Annotated in this window: 18 protein-coding genes; 12 read left to right on the top strand and 6 right to left on the bottom strand. The window is 62.6% G+C overall.

From position 1 onward, the window contains the following. Window positions 1-336: TSUP family transporter (locus WEB61_RS07570; protein WP_368063723.1), on the top strand; the 336-nt coding region annotated here is incomplete at its 5' end. Window positions 337-595: 259 nt separating this feature from the next. Here WEB61_RS07570 and ccrA read toward each other — a convergent pair. Then, window positions 596-1861, bottom strand: a complete 1266-nt coding sequence (gene ccrA, locus WEB61_RS07565; RefSeq protein ID WP_368063722.1) for a crotonyl-CoA carboxylase/reductase — start codon at window positions 1859-1861, stop codon at window positions 596-598. Window positions 1862-2060: 199 nt separating this feature from the next. Between ccrA and WEB61_RS07560 the strand changes: the two genes are divergently transcribed. Continuing rightward, complete coding sequence (locus WEB61_RS07560) at window positions 2061-3158, top strand: ferritin-like domain-containing protein (protein WP_368063721.1); 1098 nt, start codon at window positions 2061-2063, stop codon at window positions 3156-3158. Window positions 3159-3304: 146 nt separating this feature from the next. Continuing rightward, on the top strand, window positions 3305-3721 hold the full coding sequence (locus WEB61_RS07555) for an anti-virulence regulator CigR family protein (protein WP_368063720.1): 417 nt from the start codon (window positions 3305-3307) through the stop codon (window positions 3719-3721). 228 nt (window positions 3722-3949) lie between these two features. On the opposite strand, the gene WEB61_RS07550 is transcribed toward WEB61_RS07555, so the two are convergent. Next, on the bottom strand, window positions 3950-5197 hold the full coding sequence (locus WEB61_RS07550; protein WP_368063719.1) for an acyl-CoA dehydrogenase family protein: 1248 nt from the start codon (window positions 5195-5197) through the stop codon (window positions 3950-3952). 186 nt (window positions 5198-5383) lie between these two features. On the opposite strand from WEB61_RS07550, the gene WEB61_RS07545 reads away from it, so the two are divergent. The 7 genes from WEB61_RS07545 to WEB61_RS07515 all read left to right on the top strand — a co-directional run bounded on the left by WEB61_RS07545 (window position 5384) and on the right by WEB61_RS07515 (window position 11543). After that, on the top strand, window positions 5384-7387 hold the full coding sequence (locus WEB61_RS07545) for a methylmalonyl-CoA mutase family protein (protein WP_368063718.1): 2004 nt from the start codon (window positions 5384-5386) through the stop codon (window positions 7385-7387). 89 nt (window positions 7388-7476) lie between these two features. Continuing rightward, window positions 7477-7890, top strand: coding sequence for a hypothetical protein (locus tag WEB61_RS07540; RefSeq protein ID WP_368063717.1), 414 nt, complete (start codon window positions 7477-7479; stop codon window positions 7888-7890). Then, window positions 7880-8239, top strand: a complete 360-nt coding sequence (locus tag WEB61_RS07535; protein WP_368063716.1) for a hypothetical protein — start codon at window positions 7880-7882, stop codon at window positions 8237-8239. The genes WEB61_RS07540 and WEB61_RS07535 overlap by 11 nt, the downstream gene beginning before the upstream one ends. 199 nt (window positions 8240-8438) lie before the next feature. Continuing rightward, complete coding sequence (locus WEB61_RS07530) at window positions 8439-8729, top strand: hypothetical protein (protein WP_368063715.1); 291 nt, start codon at window positions 8439-8441, stop codon at window positions 8727-8729. After that, a complete protein-coding gene (locus tag WEB61_RS07525; protein WP_368063714.1) occupies window positions 8726-9829 on the top strand; it encodes a hypothetical protein in 1104 nt (367 codons plus the stop codon). Before WEB61_RS07530 ends, WEB61_RS07525 begins: the two co-directional genes overlap by 4 nt. Next, window positions 9826-10515, top strand: a complete 690-nt coding sequence (locus WEB61_RS07520) for a hypothetical protein (protein ID WP_368063713.1) — start codon at window positions 9826-9828, stop codon at window positions 10513-10515. Before WEB61_RS07525 ends, WEB61_RS07520 begins: the two co-directional genes overlap by 4 nt. A gap of 74 nt (window positions 10516-10589) precedes the next feature. Continuing rightward, window positions 10590-11543 carry an AEC family transporter gene (locus tag WEB61_RS07515; RefSeq protein WP_368063712.1) on the top strand — a complete coding sequence of 318 codons (954 nt, stop codon included), beginning with the start codon at window positions 10590-10592 and terminating at the stop codon, window positions 11541-11543. On the opposite strand, the gene WEB61_RS07510 is transcribed toward WEB61_RS07515, so the two are convergent. Then, window positions 11540-12592, bottom strand: a complete 1053-nt coding sequence (locus tag WEB61_RS07510; RefSeq protein WP_368063711.1) for an acyltransferase family protein — start codon at window positions 12590-12592, stop codon at window positions 11540-11542. The genes WEB61_RS07515 and WEB61_RS07510 overlap by 4 nt on opposite strands. 112 nt (window positions 12593-12704) lie before the next feature. Next, on the bottom strand, window positions 12705-13607 hold the full coding sequence (gene gluQRS, locus WEB61_RS07505) for a tRNA glutamyl-Q(34) synthetase GluQRS (protein WP_368063710.1): 903 nt from the start codon (window positions 13605-13607) through the stop codon (window positions 12705-12707). Window positions 13608-13685: 78 nt separating this feature from the next. On the opposite strand from gluQRS, the gene WEB61_RS07500 reads away from it, so the two are divergent. Beyond that, window positions 13686-14363, top strand: coding sequence for an alpha/beta hydrolase (locus tag WEB61_RS07500; RefSeq protein WP_368063709.1), 678 nt, complete (start codon window positions 13686-13688; stop codon window positions 14361-14363). Window positions 14364-14469: 106 nt separating this feature from the next. Further along, window positions 14470-15030 carry an HNH endonuclease gene (locus WEB61_RS07495; RefSeq protein ID WP_368063708.1) on the top strand — a complete coding sequence of 187 codons (561 nt, stop codon included), beginning with the start codon at window positions 14470-14472 and terminating at the stop codon, window positions 15028-15030. Between the two features lie 6 nt (window positions 15031-15036). Here WEB61_RS07495 and WEB61_RS07490 read toward each other — a convergent pair whose 3' ends face one another. Further along, a complete protein-coding gene (locus tag WEB61_RS07490) occupies window positions 15037-15636 on the bottom strand; it encodes a demethoxyubiquinone hydroxylase family protein (RefSeq protein WP_368063707.1) in 600 nt (199 codons plus the stop codon). Further along, window positions 15636-16157: a disulfide bond formation protein B gene (locus WEB61_RS07485; protein ID WP_368063706.1), complete on the bottom strand. Its 522-nt coding sequence runs from the start codon at window positions 16155-16157 to the stop codon at window positions 15636-15638. The genes WEB61_RS07490 and WEB61_RS07485 overlap by 1 nt, the downstream gene beginning before the upstream one ends. Window positions 16158-16229 lie beyond the last annotated feature (72 nt).

Here is a 16229-nt window from a genome sequence, read left to right as displayed (position 1 = left end):
CTTCTCTCGGGCTTCTTCGGCATCGGCGGCGGCTTCCTCATCGTCCCCGGCCTCATCGGCGCCACCAATATGCCGATCCTCTTCGCGGTCGGCTCCTCGCTGGTGTCGGTGTCGGCCTTCGGCTTTGCCACCGCCTCCTCCTACGCGCTGGCCGGTCTCGTCGACTGGTACGTCGCGGGCCTCCTCCTCATCGGCGGTCTCGCCGGCGCGGCGCTGGGCGCCGCGTTCGCGCGCCGTCTCGCCGCCCGCAAGGCCCTCCTTACACGGATATTCGCCGTCCTCGTCATCGCCATCGGGCTCTATGTCGCGGGGCAGGGGATTCTGGTCTTCATGTGAGAGGAAGCGGCGCGCCAAACCCCGGAGATTACTTTTTTGCACGCGCCCTACCGCGCTTGCGAAGCCGAAGCGGGGACAAATGTCGCGTCTGTTGCAGCGCAAACCGGGGACAAACCGTGTTTATCCCCGGGGCTCACGCGGGGACAAGTCGTGCGCCGGGCGGGGACAAGTTCCGCCCGAAGCCATTTATGACAGTTTTGTGACAGTTCGATGACAGAGGGGGGGTCTGCTGCCGATTCCGCTGTCACATCGCTGTCGTTCAGGCCGCCTTGTTGCCCGCTTCGACCGCATCCTCATAGGTCTTGAGGCCCGGCCGCGCGGCCGACACCAGCACCGCCATGTTGCCCGGCAGGTGCTCGTTTTTCCACATCTTGTCATGCGCCAGCGGAATGTCCGCCCACGGAAAGACTTCCGACATGCCGGGATCGATGCGGCGATCGATGACGAGCTGGTTGGCGGCGGCCGCCTGTTTCAGATGTGCGAAATGCGAACCCTGAATACGCTTCTGGCGCATCCAGACGAAACGCGCATCGAAAGTGAGATTGAAACCGCTGGTGCCGGCGCAGAACACCACCATGCCGCCGCGTTTGGCCACCATGCAGGAAACGGGAAAGGTCGCTTCGCCCGGATGTTCGAAAACGATATCGGGATCGATTCCCTTGCCGGTGATGTCCCAGATCGCCTTGCCGAACTTGCGCGCTTCCTTCATGAAGTCGTTGAACTCTTCCGAATTCACTTTCGGCAGTTGCCCCCAGCAATCGAAGTTCTTGCGGTTGATGACGCCCTTGGCGCCCATCGACATCACGAAATCGTACTTGCTGTCATCCGAGATAACGCCGATGGCATGGGCACCCGCCGTCGCGCAGAGCTGCACGGCGAAGGAACCGAGGCCTCCGCTCGCACCCCACACCAGCACATTGTCGCCGGGCGCGAGGATGTGCGGCGCGTGGCCGAACAGCATCCGGTAGGCGGTCGCCAGCGTCAGCGTATAGCAGGCGCTCTCTTCCCAGGTCAGGTGTTTCGGGCGCGGCATCAACTGCTGCGATTGCACGCGGCAGAATTGCGCGAAGGAACCGTCCGGTGTTTCGTAGCCCCAGATACGCTGCGACGGCGAGAACATCGGGTCGCCACCATTGCATTCCTCGTCGTCGCCATCGTCCTGATTGCAATGGATCACGACCTCGTCGCCGACCTTCCAGCGCTTCACCTTGGCGCCGACCGCATAGACGATGCCGGAGGCGTCCGAGCCCGCGATGTGATAGGGCAGCTTGTGCACGTCGAAGACCGAGATCGGCGTGCCGAGACCGGCCCAGACGCCATTGTAGTTGACGCCCGCCGCCATCACGAGCACCAGCACCTCGTTCGAATCGATCTCCCAGACCGGCACGGCTTCCACCTGCATCGCCTGCTGCGGCGGTCCGTGCCGTTCGCGCCGGATCGTCCAAGCATACATCTTCTCCGGCACATGGCCGAGCGGCGGAATCTCGCCGATCTCGTAGATGTCCTTTTTATCCGTGTACGTCATAATACGCCTCGTTCGCCGTTCGATGCCGGTTCGGCGCGGATCATTGGCATTTGACGCCGCGGATGCAAGGAACTTTTGCACTGCAATATCGGATGTTTATGGCGGAAACGCTGGAATCCTGCGGCTTATTCGACGTAGCGCAAACCAAAATACGGAGTTATACTCCGCATAGTGGTTCTTTTGGGAGGAGGAAGCCCGCATGAGTTTCAGCAAGCAATACGCCATCGAGCTCGAAGGCAGTCACTGGTCGGTGCCGCAGGATTTCGACGCGACGTTCAACTGGAACTACGATCCCGAACGCACGGCGATGATGGGGCTCTACCAGAAGGGCAAGGAGATGCAGTGGGATGCGAAAACCCGCATCGACTGGTCTCAGGATCTCGACGAAGACAATCCCGAACAGTTGCCGGAAGAAATGCTGCCGATCAGCGGCATGGACGCTTACGAGAAAATGTCGCGCAAGGAGAAGGCCAACGTGCGCAAGCATTTTCAGGCCTGGCAGATTTCACAATTCATGCAGGGCGAGCAGGGCGCGCTGATCTGCACCGCGAAGATCGTTACGCAGGTGCCCGACATGGATTCGAAGTTCTACGCTTCGACGCAGGTGATCGACGAAGCGCGCCATGTCGAGGCCTACAAGATGCTGCTCGAAAAGTTCCAGCTCGCCTATCCGATGACGAAACCGTTGCAGGATCTGATCGAACAGACCTTGCTCGACAGCCGCTGGGACATGACCTATCTCGGCATGCAGGTGGTGATTGAGGGGCTGGCGCTCGCGGCTTTCGCGCAGATTCGTGACAACGCGCAGAACCCGCTGGCGGCTTCCGTCAACGCCTATGTGATGCAGGACGAGTCGCGTCACGTCGCTTTCGGCCGTCTTGCGTTGCGCGACTATTATCCGCAACTCACCGAGAAGGAGCGCGACGAACGCGAGGAATTCCTGCTCGAAGCGAGCTACCTGATGCGCGATCGTTTCGACGCCGTCGAGGTCTGGCGCAATCTCGGCCTCGATCCGGTCAAGTGCGGCGAGCACATGTACAATTCCGGCTTCATGGGCAAGTTCCGCAACTCGCTTTTCCAGCGTATCGTGCCGATCGTCAAGGATGTCGGCCTCTGGGGTCCGCGCATCCGGAAAGGTTACGAGGAAATGGGCGTCATCGACTACGCCAATCAGAATGTCGAGGCGATGCAGCGCGAGGACGAGTCGATCGCGCTCGAATTCGACGCCCGCCGCCGCCACATCGAAAGCATCGCCGCGCGTGCCGGCGGCGCCACGGCAACGGCGGCGGCTGAATAACAGCATCCATTCCACAGCGGGAAGGGCGTCCGGGCGGCCGGGCGCCCTTTCCCTTTCGCGTGCGCATGCTCCCGCGGTGCTGGGCCCCATTGCTGCCACATAGGCGGTGCCTTCTTGGCCGGTGTTCACGTCCAAGGGAGGCAGGAATGCGCTGGTATCTCATCGCCGTAGTGGTTTCGCTCGCATTTGTCGTGCCTGCGGGCGCGGCGTTCGCAAAGAGCGGCATGGCAGACAACAAGGCAGGCGGCCCGGAAGGCGTCGGTTCGGAAGTCGAGATCGGCATCGATGCGTCCATTTCCTTCGGCGCCGACGAAGCGCGGATCATCCGGGATTATTTTGCGGAGGCCCCTTACGATGCGAAGCCGCTGCCGCCCGGCATCGCGAAGAACCTGGCGCGCGGCAAGCCGCTTCCGCCCGGTATCGCCAAACGCTATCTGCCTCGCGATCTCGCCGCGCGGCTCCCGGTGCGCGCGGATTACGAGCGGCTCATCGCGGGCGACGACATCCTGCTCGTCTCGATTGCGACGGGCATCATCGTCGACATTCTCAGCGATGCGTTCTGACGGAAAAGCCGCCTGCCGTGCAAGTCCTGCAGGAGCGGATTCCAGAAAGAAGCCGCCACGCGGGGACGTCACCCCGCGTAGCGGCTCATACTGTCAGGCTCGACTAATCGTCGACACTTTTTACGCCCTTGGCCGAGCGCGCCAATTGCACGAATTCGGCGCGCAATCCGAATTCATCATCGCCCCGCGCTTTCTGGGCGAGCGCCACAACCTCATCAAACCCGAAACTTACCAGAGGCCGTATTTCTGCACTTCGGCGCGGCCGACGACCATGTGATGCACTTCGTCGGGACCGTCGGCAAAGCGCAGATGGCGCATGTCGGTGTACATGTCGGCGAGTGGCGTCCATTGCGAGATGCCGGCGGCACCGTGCATCTGGATTGCCTGATCGATGATGAGGCATACCTTCTCGGGCACCATCGCCTTCACCGCGCTGACATAGACGCGGGCTTCCTTGTTGCCGAGCACGTCCATCGCCCTCGCGGCCTGAAGTACGGCAAGGCGCATCGCGTTGATTTCGATGCGGGCACGCGAGATGATCTCAAGGTTCCCGCCGAGCTTTGCAATCGGCTTGCCGAATGCCTCGCGTGTGGCGGCGCGCTTCACCATCAGTTCCAGCGCCTTTTCCGCCTTGCCGATCGAGCGCATGCAGTGATGGATACGGCCGGGGCCGAGGCGCACCTGGCTGATTTCGAAGCCACGGCCTTCGCCGAGCAGGATGTTTTCCTTCGGCACGCGCACATTGTTGAAGCGGATATGCATGTGGCCCCAGGGCGCGTGATCCTTGCCGAAGACCTGCATGCCTTCGAGAATTTCAACGCCGGGCGTGTCGATCGGCACAAGGATCTGCGATTGCTGCTTGCTCGGCGGGGCGTCCGGGCTCGTGCGCACCATCACGATCATGATCTTGCAGCGCGGGTCGCCGGCACCGGAAATGTAGAACTTCTCGCCATTGATGACCCATTCGTCGCCGTCGAGCACGGCGCTGGTGCGCACGTTCTTGGCGTCGGAGCTCGGGACATCGGGTTCGGTCATCGCATAGGCCGAGCGGATTTCGCCGTTGAGGAGCGGCTCCAGCCATTTTTTCTTCTGCGCGGGCGTGCCGACGCGCTCCAGCACTTCCATGTTGCCCGTGTCGGGTGCGCTGCAATTGAGAGATTCGGAAGAGAGCGGCGATTTGCCGAGTTCGACGGCGATATAGGCGTAGTCGAGATTGGTGAGGCCGGAGCCGATTTCGGAGTCCGGCAGGAAGAAATTCCACAGGCCCGATTCCTTGGCCTTGTTCTTGGCGCCCTCCAGCAGCTCAAGCTGGCGCGGATGCCAGGTCCAGCGGTCGGTCTTTTCGTCTTGGAGGCGGAAAAATTCTTCCGTGATCGGCTCGACATTTTCGGCGATGTGCTTCTGCACCGCAGCCATCAGGGGCCTTGCCTTTTCCGACATGGCGAGCTGAAACAGGTCTTGATCGTGGTCTGACATAAATTCCGTCCATTCATTGTGATTTCAGTTTTGATTTGTGCAGGGTAGCGCTTTGCGACGGGTTGCGAAATCCATTGCCATGCGCGTCCCGCCGATTGCCGGGTGGAGGCTGTCCTTGGCTCTTTTGCAGCGCAGCAAAGCCTGTGATAATGGCATGGCAAAGATGGGTAGACGCGAGGTCAAGCGATGAGCAAGGGCAGTGAAAACGGCGCAGGCGGTCCGAAAAAGGACCAGCCCTGGATTTTCCGCACCTATGCCGGGCATTCGACGGCGAAGGCCTCGAACGAGCTTTACCGCACCAATCTTTCGCGCGGCCAGACGGGGCTTTCGATCGCTTTCGATCTGCCGACGCAAACCGGCTATGACAGCGATCATATTCTTGCGAAGGGCGAGGTCGGCAAGGTCGGCGTTCCCGTTTCGCATATCGGCGACATGCGGGCCCTCTTCGAGGGCATCCCGATGGAGCAGATGAACACCTCCATGACGATCAACGCGACGGCGGCCTGGCTGCTGGCGCTCTACATCGCGGTGGCCGACGAGCACGGCGCCGACCGGAGCAAACTTCAAGGCACGGTGCAGAACGACATCATCAAGGAATATCTCTCGCGCGGCACTTATGTGTTTCCGCCCGAGCCATCGATGCGCCTCATCACCGATGTCGTTTCCTATACCTACCGCGAAGTGCCGAAGTGGAACCCGACCAATGTCTGCTCCTATCACCTGCAGGAAGCGGGCGCGACGCCGGTGCAGGAACTCGCCTTTGCGCTGGCGACCGCGCAGGCCGTGCTCGACCGGCTGAAGGCGAGCGGGCAAGTGCCGGAAAAGGATTTTCCGCAAGTCGTCGGCCGCATCAGTTTTTTCGTCAATGCGGGTGTGCGCTTCATCACCGAGATCGCGAAGATGCGCGCCTTTGTCGATCTCTGGGACGAGATTTGCCGCGATCGCTACGGCGTTGTGGATGCGAAACTCCGCCGCTTCCGCTATGGCGTTCAGGTCAATTCGCTCGGTCTCACCGAGCAGCAGCCGGAAAACAACGTCTATCGTATCCTGCTCGAAATGCTGGCCGTTACGCTGTCGAAAAACGCGCGCGCCCGCGCGGTGCAGTTGCCGGCGTGGAACGAGGCGCTTGGCCTGCCGCGTCCCTGGGATCAGCAATGGTCGCTCCGCGCGCAGCAGATCCTCGCCTATGAAAGCGACCTGCTTGAATATGCCGATATTTTCGACGGCTCCAAAGTGATGGATGCGAAGGTCGAGGCGCTGAAGGCGGAAGCGCGGGAGGAGCTGGCGCGGATCGACGAAATGGGCGGCGCGGTCGTTGCCGTCGACAGCGCCTACATGAAGGAACGCCTCGTCGAATCCAATTCGGCGCGCCTTGAGGAAATCGAGGCCGGGCGTCAGGTCGTGGTTGGCGTCAATCGCTATGTCGAAACGGCGCCGTCGCCGCTGTCGACGGGAGCAGGCTCAATCCTCGTGGTGGACGCCAATGTCGAGGCCGAGCAGGTTGCGGCGCTTGAAGCCTGGCGCGCGGCGCGCGACAATGAGGCGGTCGAGGCCGCGCTTGCCGATCTCCGCCGCGCGGCGAAGGAAGGCCGCAACATCATGGAGCCGTCGATTGTGTGCGCGAAAGCTGGCGTCACTACCGGCGAATGGGGAACCGCACTGCGCACCATCTTCGGCGAGTATCGCGCGCCCACGGGCGTCTCGCGCGCGGCGCGCAATGCGCCGGGCGATCTCGATCCCGTTCGCGCGATGGTAGATGCGGTGTCCTCGAAACTCGGCCGGCGCCTGAAATTCCTTGTCGGCAAACCCGGTCTCGACGGCCATTCCAACGGCGCCGAGCAGATCGCGGTCCGGGCGCGCGATTGCGGCATGGATGTCGTCTATGACGGCATCCGCCTGACGCCCGAGCAGATCGTCAAATCCGCACAGGAGGGCGACGTGCATGTCGTCGGGTTGTCGATCCTGTCGGGCTCCCATGTGCCGCTGGTCGAAGACGTGATGAAACGGATGCGCGAGGCCGGGCTTTCCGACATTCCGGTCGTCGTCGGCGGCATCATTCCACCGGAAGACGAAGCGACGCTGCGCACTGCCGGCGTTGCCGCCATCTACACGCCGAAGGATTTCCAGATCACCGACATCATGGCCGATGTCGTCCGCCTCGTGGACTACAACTCGGAAGAGGCGGCCTGAGGGAATCTGCCCCGGCCATGCGGATTTGGCTTTGCGAATCCATCCGTGTTCCCCATGATGCGGTCTGGATTTTGGGGTTGGGGGATTCCATGCATATTCTGCCTCGGGGCATTCTGATTCTTGCGGTCTGTTTCGGCGTCGCCGGGTGCGGCAGCACATGGTCCACGTCGAATGTTCAGAAATCGGGATACGACCCGAAGGTCAATGCCTCGGCCGCAGCGCCTGTGCGCGCGCCGACGCCGGTCGCCCAGATCCTCGTCACGGAAGGCGACATCACCGATCGCAAGTATCGCGTGCTTGGGGATATCAACGTCAACGTCAACAAGACGACGATTTTCAACGCCGATCCCACGAGGGCCGATGTCGACGCCAAATTGCGCGAAGAGGCTTACAAGCTTCGCGCGGACGCGGTCATTCTGGTGCGTTACGGCAGTGTGGGGATCGCGCTGATGAGTTGGGGCGCGCTCGATGGCAAGGGACGTGCGGTCGTCTATGAAGACTAGCATCCTCATCCTTTCCATCGGGCTTGTCGCGGTCGGTTGCGCGCGGCCGGCGCCATCCCTGCCGTCGGCCCAGACGATAGCGCCTGTTCAGATGGAGGAGGCCGAGCGGCTTGCGGCCTGCACTGCGATCGACGAGCGGCTCGCCGCAAGTCAGAGGCGCACGGCCGAGCTCGACGCGGTCATCCAGAGCAATCGGCGCAGCAATCAGACCATCGGCTATGTCGCTGCCATCACACTTCCACCGCTCATGCTGGCCGCCGAAGAGAACAGTGCCGAGAAGGCCGAACTCGACCGCCTGCAGGCCGAGCGCGATCAACTCTACGCAAAACGCCGCTCGGCAGCCTGTTGACCGGCCCGATCCGATCACATTCTTGCCATATTCCCATAATGTTTCCGCCGCATTGGAGTCCTCCAATGGGACATCTTGTTAAGGTGTGGCGGGCGTTCCTTCATCTCGACGATTTCGTTTTGCAGACTCCGCCTGCCTTTCGACCGGTGTTACACTTTTAGAGTGTTAACGCGGGTTGTGTCAGAAAAGGATCGGGCTGATGAGCGACGGTTTCGATACGGGGAATGCGCCGGGCGGCGCGCAGGGCAAGGGGCAGACAGCCTATCACTACGGCCGCGCCGTCGAGCCGCTTCCCGAGCTTCATGTATTTTCCCGGCTTTCAGAACTCGACGCGGCCTATGCCGCCGAACTGGCGCGCCGGCGGGCGCGGCAGGAAACGCTGGAGCGCGAGGTTGTCGAACTCGCCAAGCGCCTTTCCGCGCCGCTTGAAAGCGCCGTGGCCGAAGTGCCGAAGCGCAAGGGCTTTTTCAGCCGGGGGACGAAGTCATGAGCGCGATGACCCTTATTCCCGAAGACACGCGCGAGAAGATCTCGCGCAACTATGTCGCAAGCGAGCGCGAAGCGCGCTTTGCCTCGTTTCATTTCTTCGCCTTTGTCCTGATCGGCCTCATCGCCGTCGGCGCGTTGATCGTCGACTATGCGATCGTCAGCGAATTCTGGACGCGGGCGCTTGCCAACGAATTCCTCGAATTGCCCGGCGCGCTCGGCTCGTCGGTTGCCTTCAAGTCGATGCAGGTGCTGTTTGCGACCGTTGCGGCGCATATCCTTTATGAACAGCTCAGTGCCTTCGGCAAGGCCGTTTTCGTCCGTATCGTTTTCGTGCTGGCGCTTGCCATGCTGCTCGGCGTCGGCGTTTTGCTGGCGCTGATGTCGCTGCCAAACGGCATCGCCGCGACAAGCGACGGCAGTGTCGGCTCGTCGCTCGGCAATGCGCTGGCCGGTCTCGGCATCGCCTCGACGGCGACGCAGGAAACGACGCGGGTCGCCTCCGAGGTCGACCAGATGCGCGGCTGGCAGCCGCTCGCCTGGCTTGCCTCGCTCGGTATCGTGTTTCTTGTCGTTACAGGCGTTGCCGCGCTTTGCATTCACTATGCGGTGGCAGCGTTGCGCCGCGTCTTCCATGCGCGGGACTTCAAGCATCGTCGCATTGCGATGGACCGGCTGGCGGCGCTCGAGGCCGAGTATGACAGCAACCGCCATGCGCTGACCGAAATGGAAGGACCCGAGAACCGGCGTCATCTTCTGTGGACGGGTCTGATGCGCGAATGCCGCGCTTACGAGCAGGGTCTCGAGGATGCGCGGCGCAACGGCGTCGCAGCGCTGCCTCGCAGCGGTGGCCGTGGCTTTCTCGGCCTGCGCAAGGACAAGGCGCTTGCCAACGGATTTGGTTCCGCCGAGCGGATCAAGGCCTGCGAGGACTCGCGTCATCTCGGACGTTACGAAAAACTCTTCGACGATTGGTGGGAGCGCCGCTCGCGCAATGCGATGAAGGCAGGACCGACGCGGATGGAAGCCGTTCGCGAACCTTTCGGCGAAATTCTGCCGCCGCGCGGCTCGCGCCGCATCCCAGTTGGTGGGCCGGGCGAATGAGCGCCATGCGGGCCGTTGCCGCGCTCAGCCTTGCCGCCGCCTTTCTCTCGGCGCCATTTCTCGCCGCGAAGGCGGGTGCTGTTGATGTGCCGCCGCGTCCGCAAACGGTTGTCATCGGGCTCGATCTCTCGAGGAGCAATCCGCTGGTCGACGATGAAGCTTATGCCGCCCGCGTTGCGGCGCGCATGGTGTCGGAGATCGACAAGCTGCCGGTGCGCTCGCGCGTCATGGTGCGGACGTTTGGCGCCTATGATTCAGGCGCCAACCCGTTGAAGGTCGACGAGGTCATTTCGGCGCGCTCGCGGCCCGAATCCGTTGCCGAAGGCATTTCGGCGCTTGTCTCGGCGCTGCCACAGCTGGTCGCCGAGGGAAAGCTCAAGGCACAGGACTGGACCTATATCGTTTCATTCATGGAGACGATGTCGCATCAGGTCGATTGTACGGCCGGCGATGTGCGCGTCATCCTGCTCACCGACGGGTTCGAGGATTCCGAGCAGGCCCGCATGTTGCGCGGCGGCTCGCTGCCGAAGCCGGAGCCTTATTATCAAGGCTGCACCGAGCTGATGATGCTCGGCGTCGGACAAGGCGGCGGCAGCCCGGCGGTCACGAAGCGCGCGCGCGAACAATGGGAACACTGGGCTGAAGCCGCCGGCTTCCAGCGCTTCACCGGTCTTTACGACTGGTAGTTTCCGCTCTCTTTGACGCCATGAGCGGACCGCTATAGGTTCCGCCGCGGGTTTTCTCTCGTGCGGTCCCCTTCATGGAAGTCGCTCTCGGTCTCGTCCTGCCGATCTTCGGTGTCATCGGCCTCGGCTATGTGGCGGTGCGTTCGAAGCTTCTCGGCGCGGGCACCATCGACGGGCTCGATGCCTATGTCTTCACTTTCGCGATGCCGGTGCTGCTCTTCCGCAATCTCGCACATACCGAATTCCCGGCGGCCTTGCCCTGGGGTCTCTGGCTTTCCTATTACGGCGCCATGCTGGCCGTATGGGCGCTGGGTTCGTTCGTCGCGTTCTTCTTGCTGCGCCGTCCGCCGTCCGATGCGGTGATATTGGGGTTCGGTTGCGGGCAGGGCAATACGATCATGCTTGGCCTGCCGATCATCCTGACCGGATTCGGACCGGCGGCGGGCACACCGGTTTTTCTGATCCTCGCCTTTCACGGCATCATTCTTTTCACCATCGCGACCTTCCTGCTTGAGCTCACCCGGGTTCACGAAGGCGACGCGCAGCCGAGTTTTCGCGCGATCCTGAAGGAAGGTCTCGTCAATACCTTGAAGAATCCCGTCATCATCGGCATTGCGGGCGGCGTCATCTACGGTCAACTCGGTGTGCCTCTGCCGGCGGTTGTCGACAGTTCTCTTGAGATGGTGGCACGGTCGGCCATTCCCTGCGCGCTTTTCGTTCTTGGCGGCATGCTGACGCGCTACGGCATCAGGCGTTCGATCGGCGCCGCATCAATGACGAGCTTCTTCAAGCTCGTCGCGCATCCGGCGCTCGTTTTCGTGCTGGCGCAATTCGTGTTCGGGCTGGAGCCGCTCTGGGTCGCGGCGGCGACGATCCTTGCCGGCATGCCGACGGGCGTCTATTCGTCGATCCTCGCCAATCGCTACGGCGCGGCGCCTGGCGCGGCGTCGAGCGCCGTCGTTCTGTCGACGGCTGCAAGTCTCGTCACCTTGACCGTGCTGCTCGGCTTCTTCCTCGCACCGACCTAGTCCCCGGCCGCTACCATGATCTGCGGCTTGTGCGGGCGGGGCGATGTCAGGCGGAACATGTCGGGCCGCACGAAGAAGACGTCGAGCGGTGTATTGACGACAATGCGGTAGGCGACGATCGGCATGACCACGGCAAAAGCGGTGGTGAGAAGCGTCACGACGTCGCCATTTTCGACGCCCAGGCGCACAAGCCCGACACGCATGACCGCCATCGGCAGGAAGAATGCCAGAAAAATATAGAGCGAGTGACGGCCGATATAAGCGAGCGGCGCGCCGAGGTTCGCGGACGCCAGAACGCTTACCAGCGCGACAGCGCTGCCGGCACCGGCAAGACCCATCAGCAATTCGAGCGCTCGAATGTCGATGAGATGCGAAAAGACGACAGCGGCGACGCTTGCCAGCATGACGGAAGCGAGACCGACCGCGTGAAGCGGCTTTTCCCGTGCCCAGTCGGCCAGTTCGAAGATCTGTTTCGCGCCGTAGACGCCGGCGACGAACCAGATGAAGCGCCAGGCGAATTCGTCGATCAGCATCCAGCCGGTTTCGATCTTTGCGAAGTAGAGCGCCAGCGCAAAGAAGAACACGAAGACGGGCCGCGCGCTGCGCAGAAGCCGCAGGGCAACGAAGAAGGTCGCCAGCGAATAGATGAACCAGAGCACGGCGAAGGGCTGTATCGGGATCATCAGCAGATCGACATAGGTGACCTGCCATGCGCTCGCATGGGGCAGCGCGATCTTCAATCCGATCTGGATTACCGACCAGAGCAGGTAGAAATAAGCGAAGTGAACGATCTTCCCGTCGACGAATTTGCGGAGGTCGCCATAAAGCGCTTTGTAAGCGAAGAGGCCGGCGACCAGGAAAAAGAGCGGCATGCGGAACGGCTTGGCGAATTCCGCCAGCGCGCCAAAAACGAGGGGTAGCTGTCCGAGCGCGGCGCCGACGCCGGCGGTCGTGTGTTCCATCACCACAAGGACGATCGTCAGGCCCTTGGCCATATCGATCCAGTCGATGCGTTGTTTCGAGACGTCAAATGCGGTTGCGGCGGCCAATTTTGGGTCTCCCTCGGGTCAAACGTGCCGGATTCGTCCGTTTTCGGGATCGAACCGGCTGTCTGAGGTCAAGGAAGCAGATTTCGCGCCAGTTCACGCCGATGGCGGATGGTTAAAATCCGACCATGCGCCGGATGTCGGCCGGCGACTTGCCGGCGGCGCGCAACTCGCGCAGGCCCATGTCGCGGGCCGATTTCGAGAGCCGCCGTCCGGCGTCGTCGCGGATCAGGCGGTGATGGCGGTAGCGAGGTTCGGGCAGGCCGAGTAGCACCTGCAGGATGCGGTGGATATAGGTCGCGGGAAAGAGATCCTGTCCGCGCGTGACCAGCGTCACGCCCTGGATCGCATCGTCGACCGTTACCGCGAGGTGATAGCTCGTCGGCACATCCTTGCGCGCGATTACGACGTCGCCGAAGAGTGCCGGCTTGACTGTGCAGCTCCCCGTCTCGCCGTTCGGGCCTTTGCCTTCCTCGGTGAAGATCAGCGGTCCGCCGACGATCTCCTCTGCCTTCGCAAGCGCCTTCTCGGTGTCGAGCCGCCAGGCGTAGCTTCGGCCCTCCCACATCAGGCGGTTCATCTCTGTGGGCGCAAGATCCTTGTAGATGCCCGGATAGAGCGGCGCGCCGTCGGGATCCACCGGCCAGTTGCGCGGTGAGATACCGGTTGCGGCGATGGCTTCGGTGATTTCCTTGCGCGTCGCAAAGCAGGGATAGACAAGGCCCATATCGCGCAGGCGTTTCAGCGCCGATTCATAGTCGGCGAAATGTTCCGACTGGCGGCGGACAGGCCGTTCCCAGTCGAGGCCGAGCCAGGCGAGGTCTTCATAGATCGCCTCTTCGTATTCGGGGCGGCAGCGGCCGATATCGATGTCCTCGATACGCAGCAGAAAGCGGCCGTGCAGTTCCTTCGCTGTTTCATATGCAAAGAGCGCCGAACAGGCATGACCGAGATGCAGCCAGCCGTTCGGGCTCGGCGCAAAGCGCAGCACGTCGGTCCGGTTCTCGTTTTCGCGCATTGAAATGGCCGATCCGCCCTTTAGTCTCGGGTGAGCGCATTGTTATCGCGTGGGCGCGCATTGCGGAAGGGGAAGCCAATGCCGAAAACACTGACCGGGCCGAGTATCGAGGCTGCCAGCGGCACCGCGCGCCAGCTCGTCATTCTCTGCCACGGCTATGGATCTGACGGCAACGACCTCATCGGCCTTGCCCCCTATTGGCAGCGGCTGCTGCCCGATGCCGCTTTTGTCGCGCCCAACGCGCCCGAACCCTGTCCCGCCAATCCGATGGGCTTTCAGTGGTTCCCGATCGGCCGCCTCGATCCCGATGAAATCCTGCGCGGTGTCGAAATGGCGGCGCCGGTTCTCGACAGTTTCATCGACACGCAGTTGGGGCTGCGCGGGCTCGGCGACGCCCATCTGGCGCTGGTCGGTTTCAGTCAGGGCACGATGATGTCGCTGCATGTCGGCCTGCGCCGCGCCCGCCCGCCGGCTTGCATCGTCGGCTATTCGGGGGCATTGGCCGGGCCCGAGCGCCTCAAAGCCGAAATGAAGGGCCGCCCCCCGATCCTTATGGTCCATGGCGACAGCGACGACATGCTGCCCGTCGCCCGAATGCATCAGGCCGTGCAGGCGCTTGGGGAAGCGGGCCTGCCCGTGCAATGGCACGTCTCGGCGGGGCTTGGTCACGGCATCGACGAAGCGGGGCTCACGCTGGGTGGGCGCTTCATTGCCGATGCCTTTGCCGGGCGTCTCGGGGCTGCTGCGGCTTGCTGATTCGAACGAAATCTCGTGCCTTCACAAAGTCGTCGCGCCGGATATAGTAGGCTGGCCATAAAGGGGGAGCGACCATGGCAAAGGCGCGCCTCTTCAGGAGGACGGTGTGCACGGATCGTTTGCGAATCCGGATAGTTGTCCGGCGTTGGTGCTGAACGCGGATTACAGGCCGCTCAGCTATTACCCCCTCTCGCTCTGGTCTTGGCAAGACACGATCAAGGCGGTGTTTCTCGACCGGGTGAATATCGTCTCCTGCTACGACACGGCAGTGCGCTCTCCCAGCTTCGAGATGAAGCTGCCGAGCGTCGTTTCGCTCAAATCCTATGTGAAGCCGGCGCGGTTCCCTGCCTTCACGCGATTCAACCTCTTCCTGCGTGACCGGTTCACCTGCCAGTATTGCGCGGCGCGGCAGGAGCTTACCTTCGATCATGTGATTCCGCGCTCGCGCGGCGGGCAGACGACGTGGGAGAATGTCATCACGGCTTGCGCGCCCTGCAATCTCCGCAAGGGCGGGAAGATGCCGGCGGACGCGCATATGTTCCCGATGCATCCGCCGTTCAGGCCGACGGTCGGCGATCTCCACCGCAACGGGCGCGCCTTCCCGCCCAACTATCTGCATGAAAGCTGGCAGGACTATCTCTATTGGGACAGCGAGCTGGAGCCGTAAGGCGGCTCAGGCCTTTTCGGAGATTCGGATAGCGAGCCGGCAGGCGGCCTTGATGGCGCCGGAGAGCAGCGGATAGGCGGGCGCTTCCCGCGCGCCGGCCGCTATCGCCTGGTCGCGATGCTCCACCTCTTCCAGACGGAATTTCTCGATCGTGTCGCGCAACGGTTTTTCGGCCGCGCCCATGCTGTCGAGCCGGTCGACCTGGTGCTTGTAGTGCTCGTCGATCACCTCTTCCACGGCGGCGGTGCAGGCATGTGCTGCCTTTTCGCCCATCAGAGCCGTTGCCGCGCCGAGGGCAAAACCGGCGACATGCCAGACCGGCGCGAACGCGGTCGGGCGGACGCCGCGTTCGTTGACGATTTCGTTGAAGCGGGCGAGATGGATTTCCTCATCCTTCGCCATGTGCTCGAGCTTTTCCACCAGCTCCTTCTTGTTCGGCAGGGCGCGAAGAATGGCAAGCTGACCCTGGTAAATCCGCACCGCGCCATATTCGCCGGCATGATCGACACGGATCATTTCCTCGATGGCTTCGTTGCGCACGTGGCCCGGCTGTGCCGACACGCGTGCGGCCTTTCCTTCGTCAGGCTTGCGATCCTGAGACATCATCACGCTTCTCCGCGGCTTTCGCGGAAATACCGCCAGAGCGGCAACGCCGCCAGCGCGCCGAGGACGAGTGAAATCAGCAGATTGAAGCCCGCCAGCGAAATGCCGAAAAACGACCATGCCGCCTCGTCGCAGCGCGGCGCATGAACGCGGCCCTGAAGCGCCGATTGCAGCTCCTCAAGCGAACCGGCGACGAGGCCGCCCGAACCGCAGGCTGCGGGGCCCTCCCACCATTTCTGTTCGACGCCGATGTGATAGGCCGAGATTCCGACCCCACCCGCATAGGCCAGAACGCAAAGGCCCAGGAAGGCCAGCGCGCCGATGCCTATATTGGCCTCCCGCGACAGGATGCCGGCGATCAGCGCCGCGCCAATGGCGAAATAGTGGGGCGCACGGCCTTGCAAGCAGAGCGAACAGGGGATGTAGCCCAGTACGTGTTCGAAGAAATAGGCACCGGCGAGCGTCGCGACGCTGGCGGCGATCAGAATCCACGGAATCGCGGTTGAGGGGATGCGCTCCATCATGGGCCCATTCAAGCACGGGGGCCCGGCGCCTGTCGCGCGCCTTGTCGCCGCAGTGGGCGGACCCTGCCGCTG

Source organism: Parvibaculum sp. (genome assembly GCF_040882025.1).
GTDB lineage: Bacteria > Pseudomonadota > Alphaproteobacteria > Parvibaculales > Parvibaculaceae > Parvibaculum.
The sequence above is the reverse complement of the archived record's forward strand: the minus strand, read 5'-3'. Positions and strand labels throughout refer to the sequence as shown.

Bases quoted from the DNA above. Each gene is read 5' to 3' on its own strand.
- ccrA (WP_368063722.1), bottom strand. From the start codon at position 1,861: ATGACGTACACGGATAAAAAGGACATCTACGAGATCGGCGAGATTCCG.
- WEB61_RS07560 (WP_368063721.1), top strand. From the start codon at position 2,061: ATGAGTTTCAGCAAGCAATACGCCATCGAGCTCGAAGGCAGTCACTGG.
- WEB61_RS07555 (WP_368063720.1), top strand. From the start codon at position 3,305: ATGCGCTGGTATCTCATCGCCGTAGTGGTTTCGCTCGCATTTGTCGTG.
- WEB61_RS07550 (WP_368063719.1), bottom strand. From the start codon at position 5,197: ATGTCAGACCACGATCAAGACCTGTTTCAGCTCGCCATGTCGGAAAAG.
- WEB61_RS07545 (WP_368063718.1), top strand. From the start codon at position 5,384: ATGAGCAAGGGCAGTGAAAACGGCGCAGGCGGTCCGAAAAAGGACCAG.
- WEB61_RS07540 (WP_368063717.1), top strand. From the start codon at position 7,477: ATGCATATTCTGCCTCGGGGCATTCTGATTCTTGCGGTCTGTTTCGGC.
- WEB61_RS07535 (WP_368063716.1), top strand. From the start codon at position 7,880: ATGAAGACTAGCATCCTCATCCTTTCCATCGGGCTTGTCGCGGTCGGT.
- WEB61_RS07530 (WP_368063715.1), top strand. From the start codon at position 8,439: ATGAGCGACGGTTTCGATACGGGGAATGCGCCGGGCGGCGCGCAGGGC.
- WEB61_RS07525 (WP_368063714.1), top strand. From the start codon at position 8,726: ATGAGCGCGATGACCCTTATTCCCGAAGACACGCGCGAGAAGATCTCG.
- WEB61_RS07520 (WP_368063713.1), top strand. From the start codon at position 9,826: ATGAGCGCCATGCGGGCCGTTGCCGCGCTCAGCCTTGCCGCCGCCTTT.
- WEB61_RS07515 (WP_368063712.1), top strand. From the start codon at position 10,590: ATGGAAGTCGCTCTCGGTCTCGTCCTGCCGATCTTCGGTGTCATCGGC.
- gluQRS (WP_368063710.1), bottom strand. From the start codon at position 13,607: ATGCGCGAAAACGAGAACCGGACCGACGTGCTGCGCTTTGCGCCGAGC.
- WEB61_RS07500 (WP_368063709.1), top strand. From the start codon at position 13,686: ATGCCGAAAACACTGACCGGGCCGAGTATCGAGGCTGCCAGCGGCACC.
- WEB61_RS07490 (WP_368063707.1), bottom strand. From the start codon at position 15,636: ATGATGTCTCAGGATCGCAAGCCTGACGAAGGAAAGGCCGCACGCGTG.
- WEB61_RS07485 (WP_368063706.1), bottom strand. From the start codon at position 16,157: ATGATGGAGCGCATCCCCTCAACCGCGATTCCGTGGATTCTGATCGCC.